General features: G+C 71.4%; 13 protein-coding genes. 4 read left to right on the top strand and 9 right to left on the bottom strand.

Annotation, left to right across the window (positions count from 1 at the left end; all coding sequences use genetic code 11):
* Positions 1 to 17 precede the first annotated feature (17 nt).
* The 5 genes from QP939_RS27275 to QP939_RS27255 all read right to left on the bottom strand — a co-directional run bounded on the left by QP939_RS27275 (position 18) and on the right by QP939_RS27255 (position 4,854).
* Positions 18 to 821, bottom strand: a complete 804-nt coding sequence (locus QP939_RS27275) for a serine hydrolase (RefSeq protein ID WP_285449053.1) — start codon at positions 819 to 821, stop codon at positions 18 to 20.
* Positions 818 to 1,891 (bottom strand): Glu/Leu/Phe/Val dehydrogenase dimerization domain-containing protein, encoded by a 1,074-nt coding sequence (locus QP939_RS27270; RefSeq protein WP_285449052.1) that lies wholly within the window; start codon positions 1,889 to 1,891, stop codon positions 818 to 820. The genes QP939_RS27275 and QP939_RS27270 overlap by 4 nt, the downstream gene beginning before the upstream one ends.
* A 166-nt stretch (positions 1,892 to 2,057) precedes the next feature.
* Entirely contained in the window at positions 2,058 to 3,251 is a 1,194-nt protein-coding gene (locus tag QP939_RS27265) for a kynureninase (protein WP_285449050.1), read from the bottom strand.
* A complete protein-coding gene (locus QP939_RS27260; protein WP_285449049.1) occupies positions 3,248 to 4,042 on the bottom strand; it encodes a tryptophan 2,3-dioxygenase in 795 nt (264 codons plus the stop codon). The genes QP939_RS27265 and QP939_RS27260 overlap by 4 nt, the downstream gene beginning before the upstream one ends.
* Positions 4,039 to 4,854 (bottom strand): PaaX family transcriptional regulator, encoded by an 816-nt coding sequence (locus tag QP939_RS27255; RefSeq protein ID WP_285449047.1) that lies wholly within the window; start codon positions 4,852 to 4,854, stop codon positions 4,039 to 4,041. Before QP939_RS27255 ends, QP939_RS27260 begins: the two co-directional genes overlap by 4 nt.
* A 48-nt stretch (positions 4,855 to 4,902) precedes the next feature.
* Here QP939_RS27255 and QP939_RS27250 point away from each other — a divergent pair, with 48 nt between their 5' ends.
* The 4 genes from QP939_RS27250 to QP939_RS27235 are packed head-to-tail and all read left to right on the top strand — an operon-like array spanning position 4,903 to position 8,675.
* Positions 4,903 to 5,655 (top strand): creatininase family protein, encoded by a 753-nt coding sequence (locus QP939_RS27250; protein WP_285449045.1) that lies wholly within the window; start codon positions 4,903 to 4,905, stop codon positions 5,653 to 5,655.
* A complete protein-coding gene (locus tag QP939_RS27245) occupies positions 5,648 to 7,162 on the top strand; it encodes a benzoate-CoA ligase family protein (RefSeq protein WP_285449044.1) in 1,515 nt (504 codons plus the stop codon). Before QP939_RS27250 ends, QP939_RS27245 begins: the two co-directional genes overlap by 8 nt.
* Positions 7,159 to 7,851 (top strand): SDR family NAD(P)-dependent oxidoreductase, encoded by a 693-nt coding sequence (locus QP939_RS27240; protein ID WP_285449043.1) that lies wholly within the window; start codon positions 7,159 to 7,161, stop codon positions 7,849 to 7,851. The genes QP939_RS27245 and QP939_RS27240 overlap by 4 nt, the downstream gene beginning before the upstream one ends.
* Positions 7,848 to 8,675, top strand: coding sequence for an enoyl-CoA hydratase family protein (locus QP939_RS27235; protein ID WP_285449042.1), 828 nt, complete (start codon positions 7,848 to 7,850; stop codon positions 8,673 to 8,675). Before QP939_RS27240 ends, QP939_RS27235 begins: the two co-directional genes overlap by 4 nt.
* Before the next feature lie 404 nt (positions 8,676 to 9,079).
* Here QP939_RS27235 and QP939_RS27230 read toward each other — a convergent pair whose 3' ends face one another.
* Genes QP939_RS27230 through QP939_RS27215 form a run of 4 tightly spaced genes read right to left on the bottom strand, consistent with a single transcriptional unit; the run spans position 9,080 to position 12,465 of the window.
* A complete protein-coding gene (locus QP939_RS27230) occupies positions 9,080 to 9,991 on the bottom strand; it encodes an SMP-30/gluconolactonase/LRE family protein (protein WP_285449041.1) in 912 nt (303 codons plus the stop codon).
* Between the two features lie 10 nt (positions 9,992 to 10,001).
* Positions 10,002 to 10,658 carry a histidine phosphatase family protein gene (locus QP939_RS27225; RefSeq protein WP_285449040.1) on the bottom strand — a complete coding sequence of 219 codons (657 nt, stop codon included), beginning with the start codon at positions 10,656 to 10,658 and terminating at the stop codon, positions 10,002 to 10,004.
* Positions 10,658 to 11,716: a phosphotransferase family protein gene (locus QP939_RS27220; RefSeq protein ID WP_285449038.1), complete on the bottom strand. Its 1,059-nt coding sequence runs from the start codon at positions 11,714 to 11,716 to the stop codon at positions 10,658 to 10,660. Before QP939_RS27220 ends, QP939_RS27225 begins: the two co-directional genes overlap by 1 nt.
* Complete coding sequence (locus QP939_RS27215; protein ID WP_285449037.1) at positions 11,713 to 12,465, bottom strand: SDR family oxidoreductase; 753 nt, start codon at positions 12,463 to 12,465, stop codon at positions 11,713 to 11,715. The genes QP939_RS27220 and QP939_RS27215 overlap by 4 nt, the downstream gene beginning before the upstream one ends.
* Positions 12,466 to 12,475 lie beyond the last annotated feature (10 nt).

Here is a 12,475-nt window from a genome sequence, read left to right as displayed (position 1 = left end):
CTAACCGCCCTAAACACTCACGACCGCAGGGCCTCCACCGCCGTACGGGCCGCGTCGCCGATCGCTCGGTCGATGTCCGGGCGCCGCAACGTCTCCGCCTCGGCCACCGTGAACACCGCCACCGCGTACGCGGCGCCGTCCGGGTAGGTCACCACCCCGATCTCGTTGCGGATGCCCGGCAACGTGCCCGTCTTGGCCGCCACCGCCACCTCCGGCGGGAACCCGGCCGCGAGCCGGTGCCAGCTGACCTGCGCCGTCATCCACCCGAGGACCCGCGCGCCCGGCCCCGGGTCCGCCCAGAGCGCCGCCAGCAGGCTGGTCATCTCCCGTGGTGTGCTCGCCGACGTCCGCAGCGGATCCAGCGCCCGCAACGGCCGCCGGGCCGCTTGGTCCTCGAGGATCGTCGCCAGCAAGTCCCGCGGCGCGCCGATGACGGACGTCCGGGACAGGCCCAGCTCCGCCAGCAACGACCGGACGTTCGCCACGCCGACCCGGTCGAACAGCAGGTCCGCGGCCGTGTTGTCCGAGATCGACAACGCCAGCAGCGCCGCGTCGCGCAGGCTGTAGGAGACGTCGTCGGCGAACCCCGCCGAACCCGTGCCGCCCAGGCGGTCCGCCGCCGTCGCGTGCACGCGGTCCGTCGGGTCCAGCTGGCCCGCCGCCACCTGGCGGGCGAACTCGTACGCCAGCGCCACCTTGACCACCGAGGCCAGCACGACCGGCGCGTCGGCGTCGACGCCGACCTCGCCGGGGGAACCGAGACGGCGGGCGTGCAGGAACCCCCGCACGCCCGCCGTTTCGAAGATCGCCGAAAGACTCACCCGGTCATGATGGACCGCAGCCGCCCGACCTCCGCCATCCGCCGCTCCGCCAGCCGGTCGGCCGCCGTCGCCGGGGGCACCCCCTCGGTGTCCGCCAGCGCGAACACCGCCTTCGTCGTGTCGTAGATGGCCGTCGTCTTGCGCTTGGCGCGCTCGAAGTCGAAGCCGTGGCGCTCGTCGTCGACCTGGATCACGCCGCCGGCGTTGACCAGGTAGTCCGGCGCGTACAGCACGCCGCGGTCGGCGAGCTGCTTGTCCACGCCCGCGTGCGCGAGCTGGTTGTTGGCCGCGCCGCAGACGATCTTGGCGCCGAGCACCGGCACCGTCTCGTCGTTCAGCACGCCGCCCAGCGCGCACGGCGCGAAGACGTCCAGCTCGGTGCGCAGCAGGGTGTCCACATCGGACACGACCTGTACGTCCGGGTACACCGACCGGGTCCGCTCGATCGCCGGCGCGTAGACGTCGGTGATCGTCACCTGCGCGCCCGCCTCGACGAGGTGCCCGACGAGGATGTGCCCGACCTTGCCGACGCCGGCCACGCCGACGCGCTTGCCCGCCAGGTCCGGGCTGCCGAAGACGTGCTCGGCCGAGGCCCGCATGCCCTGGAAGACACCGAACGCGGTGAGCACGGACGAGTCGCCCGCGCCGCCGTCCTCGGGCGAGCGGCCGGTGACGAACCGGGACTCCCGCGCCACGATGTCCATGTCGTGCACGTAGGTGCCCACGTCGCACGCCGTGATGTAGCGGCCGCCCAGGGACTGCACGAAGCGCCCGTACGCGCGCAGCAGCGCTTCGGACTTGAGCGTCTTCGGGTCGCCGATGATGACGGCCTTGCCGCCGCCGAGGTCGAGCCCGGCCAGCGCGTTCTTGTACGCCATGCCCTTCGACAGCGCGAGCACGTCGTCGAGCGCCTCGGACTCGGTGGCGTAGGGGTGGAAGCGCGTCCCGCCCAAGGCGGGCCCGAGCGCGGTGGAGTAGATGCCGATGATGGCCTTCAGGCCACTGGCCTGGTCGTGGCAGTACACGACCTGTTCGTGCCCGGTGCCCCGGGCGAACACTCCTTCGGTCACGGTGGTGACTCCTTTGTCTCCCGCGCCCGGTTCGTGGCCGGGACGCGCTTCACAGGGTTGACGGGGACCCGGCGCGCGGAGGTCGTCCGCCCGGTGGGTACCCGGGATCAACCTAGATCCCCGGTGATCGCCAGACCAGTGGAGGTCCCGCGATACGGACCGGTAATCAGCCGGTGATCACCTTGCCGAGGGTGCGCATCGCCGTTTCGAGCTGCGTGTCGGAGAGGTAGGGGGCGGGGCCGAACCGCAGGTACGAGCCCCGGCTGTCGGTGCGGACGCCCTGCGCGGCCAGCGCCGCCTGCAGCCCCGCCGCGTCGGCGCAGCGGAGCGAGAGGAACCCGCCGAGCCGGTCCAGCGGCGTCTCGCGGTCGCGGGTGACGACGTCTTCGGGCAGCCCGAGCGAGTCGAACACCGACGCGAGCAGGCCGACCTGGTGCTGCGAGACCTGCCGCAGGAACTCCGGCGTCAGCCCCTGCTCGGCGAAGAACCGCTGGACGCGCACGCCGCGGTAGTGGCTGGCCGGGTCGTACGTCGCCCCGGCGAACCGGTCACCGCCGGTGGCGTAGGCGACCTTGCCCGGGTGCCGCTCGTCGGCGAGCGCGCCGAACTCGGCGTACCAGCCGGTGATCACCGGCCGCAGCTCCTGGGCGTGCGCGGGCAGCCGCAGGAAGCAGTTGCCCTCGCCGAGCTGCAGGTACTTGTAGCCGCCGCCGAGCACCCAGGCGTTGGTCAGCCCGAGGTCGTGCAGCGCGAACGGCACGACGCCGAGCGCGTGGTAGGCGTCGACGACGAGCTCGATCGACCGGCCGCGGCAGACGTCGGCGAGGTGCGCGAGCCCCGGCACCAGCCGCGACGTCTCGAACAGCACCGCCGAGACGAGCACGGCGGCGGTGTCGCCGTCCACCTCGGCCGCGACGCGCTCGGCGAGCGTCGGCACCGGGTCGAGCGGCACCCGCACCACCTCGACGCCCTCCTCTTCGAGGCGGGCGAGCTGGCGGCGCAGGGTGTGGAACTCGCCGTCGGTGGTGACCAGGCGCGGTCTTCGCGGCAGCTCCATCGCCGAGAGGAACCGCAGCACGAGGTCGTGCGTGCTCGCGCCGAGCGCGTACTCGCCGTGCGGGTCGCCGAGCAGCACGCGGAAGCCCGCGCGCAGTTCGTCGGCCTTCGCGAAGGCGCGCTCCCACTTCGCGTCGACGTCGCGAGCCGCGTCCGCGAAGGACTCCAGCAACCCCTCCTCCGCGACGTCGGGCCACGCCTGGTGCGAATGCCCGGACAGCAGCAGCCGGTCGGCCACCGCGAACCGGGAGTAGTGCGGCGCCAGTGCGTTGTCGTCCGCGCGCAGTTCGTCCAAGGTGGTCAAAGTCGGCTCCGTACGGCCCAGAGGTCCGGGAACATCGGCTGGAAAAGCGTGGTACGCAGGTAAGTCGCGCCGGATGATCCTCCCGTCCCGGTCTTGTCGCCGATGGTGCGTTCGACCATCTTCACGTGCCGGTAGCGCCACTCCTGCATCCCTTCGTCGAGATCGACCAGACATTCCGCGACGACCGACGGACCGCCGTCGTCGCTGTACACGTCCAGCAATATCGCCTGCAGGGCCGGGGACGGCTCCACCGGTCGAGTGACGTCTCGATCACACTCGACGGAATAGCCAGAAGCCTTGAGATACGCCAGAAAAGAGTCGAACAACGACGGCCGCGCCATCGCTTCGGCAATGCGTTTCCGCTGCTCGCCGCCTTCGGGGTAGTGCGCGAAAACGCGCTCGTCGCGTCGCCCGAGCACCGCTTCGAGCTCGCGGAACTGGGCCGACTGGAAGCCGCTCGAAGCGTCCAAACGGGCGCGGAAACTCGTGAACTGGCTGGGCGTCATGGTTTCCAGCACGTCGATCTGCGCGACGGCCACCTTGAGGATGGTCAGGATCCGCCTCAGGATCCGGATCGAATGCGCGGTGTTGCCTTCCTCGAGGTTGCGCTGGAGGAATTCCGCTTCGTGCAGGATCTGCTTGAACCACAGTTCGTACACCTGGTGGATCACGATGAACAGCAGCTCGTCGTGTTCGTCCGAACGCGGGCGCTGGGCGTTGAGCACTTCGTCCAGCGCGAGGTACGAGGTGTAGCTCAAGGCTTCCTTGGTCGCTTGGCTGGGTTCGGTCATCCTCGGGTCACCTCGTCGAAATGGCGCTGCGCGGGTTTCGCGAGCGCGGTGTACAAATCGTGGAACAGCTCGACCGCCGCCGCCCGGCGATCCGGGGCCGGCACCAGGTCGGCGGGCAGTTCCGGGTCGAGCGACGGGAACATCCGGAACGTGTGCACCAGCCGCGTCCGCACCTCGAACGCCTCGGCGTCCGGCAGCTCCCGGTCGCGGTGGCCGCCGAACTGCGCGACGAACCCGGCGTAGCGCGCGGCCAGGTCGTCGAGGTCCCAGGCCCGGCCCGCGAACCGGCGGACGTCGAGCCCGGCCGACGGGCGGCCGAGCAGCAGCCCGGCGTGCTCGGTGACGTCCAGCTCGCCGAGCAGCGCGAGGACCTCGGCCTCGCGGTCGTGCGGGGCGATCCAGGTGCCGTCCTGGTAGGGCCCGAACCCGAGGAACCGCAGCCGCCGCACCAGCCGTTCCCGTGCTTGCCGGCGGCTCTCCGGGATGCTCTGCCACAGCACGGTCCACTCGCCCGCGGCGCGCTCTCGGCGGCCGAGGGAGAAGATCCGGTGGTCGCCGTCGACGAGCAGGGCGATGGTGCGGCGGGTCAGGGAGTAGTGCACCGTGCGGCCCTCGCGGTGGCGCTGGAGCAAGCCGCGGCGCACCAGGCGGGTCAGCGCGATCCGGGCCGCGCCGTCGGAGAAGCCCAGCTCGGCGAGCACCGCGACCAGGCCGCCCGACCACACCCGGCGGGTCTCGCGCGGGTGCACGTAGCTGCCCAGCAACGTCACGACCAGCTCCTGGGGGCTGGCTTCGAACGCGTCGGCGGGCATGCGCCCAACTCTATACACCTCAGGCCGCTGCGGTGTAGCTTGATTTGCGTGACGTACTTCGCGGACCTCACCTCTCGCCAGGTCGCCGAGCTGGCTGCGGGTGACCGTGTCCCGGTGCTGCTGCTCCCGCTGGGCGCGGTCGAGCCGCACGGTCCGCACGCGCCACTGGGCACGGACCCGCTGATCTCGCGCGGGATGTGCGAGCGCGCGGCCGACCGGCTGGCCGCCGACGCGGGCGTGCACGTCCTGGTCCTGCCGGAAGTCCCCTACGGCGTGACGCGGTTCGCGGCCGGGTTCGCCGGCGGCATCCACATCGGCGAAGAGACGCTGCACTCGCTGCTCGTCGACATCGGCGCGGCCCTGATCGGCCAGCGGCTCCCGCGGATCCTGCTGGTCAACAACCACTTCGAGCCCGCGCACCTGGTCACGCTGCGGCGCGCGGTGGAGACGTTGAACTTCGCCTACGACGGCCGCGTCGCGCTGCTCGACCTGGTCCGGCGGCGGCACGCGCAGCGGCTGACCGAGGAGTTCCGCTCGGGCGAGTGCCACGCCGGGCGGTACGAGACGTCGCTGGTGCTCGCCGACCGGCCCGAGCTGGTCGACCAGCCGCTGATGCGGACGTTGCCGCACGTGCCGGTGAGCCTGGCCGCGGCTCCCGAAGACGGCGGCTTCCTCGCCATGGGCATGACCGAGGCCTACTGCGGCTCCCCCGCCGAGGCGACCGCCGACGAGGGCACCGAGACCTTCTCGACGTTGACCGACCTGCTGGTGGAAGCGATCCGGGAGCTGGCCCGTGCCTGAGCCGTTCAACCTCGCCACGCACTTCCTCGACCGGCACGTTCTTTCCGGACGGGGTGGCCGGACCGCCCTGCTCGTCGGCGACCGTTCGGTCACCTACGCCGATCTCGCGAAGCTGGCCAACCGCGTGGGGAACGTGCTCCTCGACGCCGGTGTCCGAAAAGGACAGCGGGTGTTGCTGGCGCTGAGCGACGGCGACGAGTTCGTCGCGGCCTGGTACGGCGCGCAGAAGATCGGCGCGGTCACCGCCGAGGTGTACCCGTTCCTCCAGCCCAAGGACTACGCGTATTACCTCGGCTACACCGAGGCCGTCGTGGTGCTCGCCGACGCCGTCACGCTCCCCGCGTTGCGCGAAGCCGGGGCGGCGAACCTGCTCGTCACGGGTGTCCCCGAGAGCGAGCTGCGACCGGGCGAGCGGCCGTTCCGCGCGCTGGTGGACGCCGCGCCGGACACCCTCGAAGCCGCACCGACCACTGTGGACGACGTCGGGATCTGGAAGTTCACCACCGGCAGCACGGGCGCGCCCAAGGCGTGCGTGCATCCCTTGCGCAGCCCGCTCGAGAGCTTCGAACGGTACGCCGTCCAGGTGCTCGGGCTGAGGGAAGACGACCGGGTGCTCGCCGTGCCCAAGCTGTTCTTCGGCTACGCCCGCGACCTGGTGGCGTTGTTCCCCTTCGGCGTCGGCGCGGCCGGGATCGCGTTCCCCGAGCGCAGCACGGCGGACCTGATCTTCGAGCTGATCGCGAAGTACCGGCCGACGGTGCTGGTCAACGTGCCGACGATGATGAGCGCGATGGTCGCCCACCCGGCGGCGGCCGAGCAGGACCTGAGCTGCCTGCGGATGACGACGTCGGCCGGCGAGGCGCTGCCCTCGGAGCTGCACCGGAGGTGGGACGCGGCCTTCGGCGTGCCGGTGGTCGACGGGATCGGCTCGTCCGAGGCGTACCACATCTACCTGTCGAACCGGCCGGGCGCGGCGCGGATCGGCACGCTCGGCACACCTGTTCCCGGGTACACCGCCGAGGTCGTCGACGAGCTCGGGAACCCGTTGCCCGACGGGGAAATCGGGCCGCTGCGGGTGACCGGGCCGACGATCGCGCTGGAGTACTTCGGCGACCCCGAAAAGTCCGCGCGGACGTTCGACGGCGACACGCTCACCTCCGGCGACCTGTTCAGCCGCGACGCCGACGGCTGCTTCCGCCACCACGGGCGGGCCGACGCGCTGCTGAAGGTCGGCGGCGTGTTCGTCGCGCCCGGTGAGATCGAGGACTGCTTGCTCGGCCATCCGTCCGTGGTGGACTGCGCGGTGGTCGGGCACGAGGTCGACGGGCTCGTCGTGCCGCGCGCGTACGTCGTCGTGCGGTCCCCGGTGACCGCGGACGAGCTGAAGGACCACGCGAAAGCCCACCTGGCCAAGCACAAGTACCCCCGCGAAGTGGTGTTCATGACGGAACTTCCCCGGACCGCCAACGGAAAGCTCGACCGGCGCGCGCTGGCGGCCCGCCCGTGAGCCGCGTGGTGGTCGTCACCGGCGGCACGCGGGGTATCGGCGCGGCGATCGCCGACCGGTTCCGCGCCGCCGGTGACCGGGTACTCGCGCCCGGCCGCGCCGAATGCGACGTCACCGACGAGGAAGCCGTCGCCGCGTACTTCGCGTCGGCGGGGCCGGTGGACGTGCTCGTCAACAACGCCGGGATCTCGTCGAGCGCGCCGACCACCCGGACCACTGTGGACGATTGGCGGAGCCAGTTCGAGGTCAACGCGACCGGGGCGTTCCTGTGCACCCGGGCGGTGCTGCCGGGGATGCGCGAACGCGACCGCGGCCGGATCGTCACGGTGGCCTCGACGGCGTCGCACGTCGGTTACCGCTACACCGCGGGGTATACGGCGTCGAAGCACGCGGCGGTCGGCCTGATGCGGGCGGTCGCGGCGGAGCTGGCGGGCACCGGCGTCACGGCGAACGCGGTGTGCCCGGCGTTCGTCCGCACCGACATGACGGCGACGTCGGTGGCCCGCATCCAGGAGCGCACCGGCCGGTCCCTCGACGACGCCGAGTCGGCACTGGCGGCGGCGTCCCCGCTCGGCCGGCTGCTGGAACCTTCGGAGGTGGCGTTCGCCGTCTCCTTCCTGGCGGCCCCGGAGGCCGCCGCGATCAACGGCCAGACCCTCGTACTCGACGGCGGAGGAATCCAGTCATGAGCCCGTTCCGCGCGACCGCACCGCTGACGAAGGAGTGGGAGCACTTCGAGTTCACCGTGGACGACGGCGTCGCCACGGTGACGTTCACCCGCCCGGAGAAGCTGAACGCGCTGACGTTCGACGTCTACGCCGACCTGCGGGACCTGGTCACCGAGCTGCCGCAGCACGAGGACGTGCGCGTGCTGGTGATCACCGGGCGGGGCCGCGGGTTCTGCTCCGGCGGCGACGTCGAGGAGATCATCGGCGAGCTGCAGAAGTTCGAGACCGCGGAGCTGCTGGAGTTCACGCGCATGACGGGCGCGGTGGTGAAGGCGCTGCGCGAGTGCCCGCTGCCGGTGATCGCGGCGGTCAACGGCGTCGCCGCGGGCGCGGGTTCGGTGATCGCACTGGCCAGCGACTTCCGGTTGCTGGCGGAGTCGGCGAAGTTCGCGTTCCTGTTCACGAAGGTGGGCTTGGCGGGCGCGGACATGGGCTCGGCCTATCTGTTGCCGCGTCTGGTAGGGCTGGGCCGGGCGACGGAACTGCTGATCCTGGGCGACAAGATCACGGCAGCGCGCGCTTCCGAAATCGGCCTGGCTTCCCAGGTGGTGCCGGACGACTCGCTGGCATCGACGGCCGCGGCGCTGGCTCGGCGTCTCGCGGACGGCCCGGCACTGGCGTACGCGACGACGAAGGTGCTGCTGACCCGCGAGCTGGACATGGACCTCGGCAGCGCGATCGAGCTGGAGGCGATGACCCAGGCCCTGCTGATGACGGCGAAGGACCACAAGGAGTTCTACGCGGCCTGGACCGCGGGCCGCGACCCGCGCTGGACCGGCCGCTAGAGCCTGTATCGAAATCGGTCGGAGCCGTTCGGCGATCGCGGCCGCGGCTCCCGGGTCCAGGGCTGTCATGAGCGTGAACCAGCGTTCTGGCGGCCGACCTACGCCTCGCCCTCCACGCTGCCACCGGTGACCCGCTCATCAAAGGTCTTGAATGAGTCATTCAGGTCTTCGGAGGTCCTGAATGACTCATTCAAGACCTCGGCGGAAGCCGCGGCTGTCCATGCCGGACACCGGCGCCGACTTCGAGACAGGCCCTAGCCAGAGGGCGGCCGCCTGCCCACCACGACGTCTTGAATGACTCATTCAGGTCACCGGTGGCCCTGAATGACTCATTCAAGACGCCAGCCCCGCCAAGCGACGGTGGAGATCACGCGCGGGGAGGCGCGCTTTGAACCGCAGGTTGGTCAGACGGCGGTGACCGCGATCGCGTTTTCCTCCAGCGAGCCGAAGTACAGCTTTCCCTGCCACTCGCGGACCCCCACGAGCATGTGGAAGCCGTCGATCTCGCCCCGGAGTTCCTTCACCACCGTGCCGTCGGCCGCGACGCCCAGCACCCCGACCTCGCGGCCCGGGCTCGGCTGCAACGACGTCGGCAACCGCCGGATGCCCGCGCGCAACGGCGCGGGCAGCTTGCGGACCACGTCCAGTGCCGCGACCTTCGGCGACGCCTGCGTCACCCAGATCAGGCCGTCCGAGCCGGTCGCGATGTTGTCCGGGAAGCCCCACAGGCCATCGAGGAAGACGTCGGACCGGCCGTCGGCCAGCCGGACTCGCGACACCCGGCACGCGCCCGTCTCCGCCACCGCCACGAACGACTCGTCCGGGGCCAGCGCGACGCCGTTCGCGAACTGGAGGCCGTCCAGCAGCAGGTCGATCGAGCCGTCCGGGGACCGGCGGAGCAGGCGGCCGCCCGCCGTCTGCTCGATCAGGTCGTCGCGCCAGTTGTCGATGCCGAAGCGGCGCGAGGAATCCGTGAAGTAGACCGTCCCGTCCGAAGCCACCGCCGCGTTGTTGCAGAACACGAAGTCCAGCCCCAGCGCCGAAGTCGCGAGCACCGACGGCGTCCCGCCCGCCAGCGGCACCACCAGCAGCCCGGCCCGCGCGTCGCAGATCAGCAGCTCGTCCTCGCCGTACAGCTCCAGCCCGAGCGGACGGCCACCGGTGTCGGCGATGACGTCGATGCGCCTTCCGTCGGGGGAAAGCCGCAGGATCCGGCCGTCGTCGACGCCGGTGTAGATCCGGCCTTCGCCGTCGACCACGACGTCTTCCGGGCCGTGGCCGTTGACCGGGTGGAGCGTGACCTCGCCGAACCGCATCGAACGCCTCCTACCGGTAGGTGAGCAGCCCCGCCGCGTCCGCCTCGAAGTGCGGGTGCTCGTTGAACGACAACATCGTGACCCCGCCGCGCCCGGACACCAGCTTCGTGATGCCGCCGTTGACCGTGACGCGGTTGAGCTTGAGCAGCCCGGCTTCGGGCGTGCCCAGCAGCAGGCCGCAGATCGTGGCGATCACCCCGCCGGAGGTGAACACCACCGCGTGCTCGCCCTTGCCCAGCGATGCCACCAGGTCTTCCAGCGCGCCGCGGCAGCGCGCGAGGAACGCGGGCCACGTCTCGGCGCACGGCCCGTCGGCACCGGCCGACGTCCACGCGGTCAGCGCCGCGTCCAACACCCCTTGGTACGCGCGGGAATCCTCCTGCGGCGCGCCTCCGGCGTGGTGCAGCGCGATGTCGACGTGGTCGTACTCGTTCCAGCGCGCGTCCTCGACCACGGGGACGTCGGTGCCGAGCACCTTCAACGCCGTGGCCGCGGTATCGCGCTGCCGTGCCAGCGTCCCGGACCGGACCTGGCTGAAGGCCACCTCGCGGCGCACCAGCTCCGCACCGACCACAGTGGACTGTTCGAAGCCGCGCGGGGACAGCGCGTCGTAGTCCGCCGCGCCGAACGACGCCTGCCCGTGCCGGATCAGGTAGATCGCGCCCACTACACGCTTCCCTTCGCGATGATTTCGCGGCAGCGCCAGTCCAGGTAGCCGACGAACTGCCAGAAGTCCTTGAACGCCGGGTTGCGCGTCGCGCCGTCGTGGTAGCGGCGGTACAGCTGCTGCAGCACGGCGGCGAGCCGGAACAAGCCGTAGACCTCGTAGAACCGCCAGTCCCCCACCGCGAGCCCGGTCTTCTCGGCGTACCGCGCGACGAACTCCTCGCGGGTGAACATGCCCGGCAGGTGCGTCGGCTGGCGGCGGCTGGCGTGCATGACGTCGTCGTCGCCGGCCTGCACCCAGTAGGCGAGCATGCTGCCGAGCTCCATCAGCGGGTCGCCGAGGGTGGCCATCTCCCAGTCGAGCACGCCGGTGATGTTCAGCGTCCCCGGGCCGTCGAGGACCAGGTTGTCGAGCCGGTAGTCGTTGTGGATGAGGCAGATCTTCACCTCCGCGGGCTGGTTTTCCGCCAGCCACGCTCGGACTTCGGCGAAGTCGCCGACGTTGTCCGTCCGCGCCGCCACGTACCGCTGCGACCAGCCGCGGATCTGCCGCTCGACGTACCCGGCGCCTTTGCCGAGGTCGGCGAGCCCGGCCTTTTCGACGTCGACCGCGTGCAGGTCGACCAGCCGGTCGACGACCTTGCCGGACAGCTCGCGCGCCTGCTCCGGCGTCAGGGTCATGCCTTCGGGCAGGTCGCCGCGCAGGATCAGGCCGTCGAGCTTCTCCATGACGTAGAAGTCGCCGCCGAGCACCGCCGGGTCGTCGCCGAAGGCCAGCATCCGCGGCACGTACGGGAACACCGGCTTCAGCGCGTGCTGCACGCGGTACTCGCGCCGCATGTCGTGCGCCGACGCGGCCTTGTGCCCGGCGGGCGGGCGCCGCAGGATCAGCTCGCGGTCCGGATAGCTCAGCAGGTACGTCAGGTTCGACGCGCCGCCGGGGAACTGCCGGACGGCGGGCGGTTCGGCCCCGAGGCCCTCGATCTTCGCGCGCAGCCACTCGTGCACCGCGACGGTGTCGAAGGCGTCCTCCGCGCGGACCTCGACGGGGGCGTTCACGCGAACTTCCGCAGCACCGACGCCGGGACCACGCGCATCGCGACGCTCAGCGGCACCCACGGCCACGCCGGCACGTAGGCCCGCGCCGGTTCGGCCTCGATCGCCTTGGCCAGCGCCCGCGCGCCGCTGTCGGCCTTGGCCAGCAACGGGTTGCGGCCGAGCCGGTCGTTCATCTCCGACTCGATGTAGCCCGGCCGGACGTCGGTGACGGCGATGCCTTTGCGCTTCAGCTCGTGCCGGGTGCCGTCGACGAACGCGGAGATGCCCGCCTTCGAAGCGGCGTACGCGGTGAGGTTGCCCGGCAGGCCACGGATCGCGCTGAACGACGAGATGACCGCCAGGTGCCCGGCCCCCTGCTCGCGGAAGATCCCGGCGGCGGCCTCGATCTGGGCGGCGGCCGCGACGAAGTTGACCTCGAGGGTCTGGCGGTTGGCGTCGAACCGGCCCTTGCCGACCGGCTGGCCCTTCCCGAGCCCGGCGTTCACAATCACCCGGTCGAGGGACCCGAGCTCGGCGCGGAACTCCTCGAAGACGGCGAACACGCGGTCGTGGTCGGTGACGTCGAGGGTGCGCGTGACGACCTTGATCCCGGGGTGCGCGGCTTCGAGCTCCTTGGCGAGGTTTTCGAGCCGTTCGGTGCGCCGGGCGCACAGCGCGAGGTTGCGCCCCTTCGCGGCGAACTGGCGGGCCATGCCTTCGCCCAGTCCGCTGCTGGCACCGGTGATCAGGATGTTCTTCCGGAGCGTCATGTCCGGGATG

This window comes from Amycolatopsis nalaikhensis (assembly GCF_030264295.1).
Taxonomy (GTDB): Bacteria; Actinomycetota; Actinomycetes; order Mycobacteriales; family Pseudonocardiaceae; genus Amycolatopsis; species Amycolatopsis nalaikhensis.
The sequence above is the reverse complement of the archived record's forward strand: the minus strand, read 5'-3'. Positions and strand labels throughout refer to the sequence as shown.

Bases quoted from the DNA above. Each gene is read 5' to 3' on its own strand.
- QP939_RS27230 (WP_285449041.1), bottom strand. From the start codon at position 9,991: ATGCGGTTCGGCGAGGTCACGCTCCACCCGGTCAACGGCCACGGCCCG.
- QP939_RS27235 (WP_285449042.1), top strand. From the start codon at position 7,848: ATGAGCCCGTTCCGCGCGACCGCACCGCTGACGAAGGAGTGGGAGCAC.
- QP939_RS27260 (WP_285449049.1), bottom strand. From the start codon at position 4,042: ATGACCGAACCCAGCCAAGCGACCAAGGAAGCCTTGAGCTACACCTCG.
- QP939_RS27215 (WP_285449037.1), bottom strand. From the start codon at position 12,465: ATGACGCTCCGGAAGAACATCCTGATCACCGGTGCCAGCAGCGGACTG.
- QP939_RS27255 (WP_285449047.1), bottom strand. From the start codon at position 4,854: ATGCCCGCCGACGCGTTCGAAGCCAGCCCCCAGGAGCTGGTCGTGACG.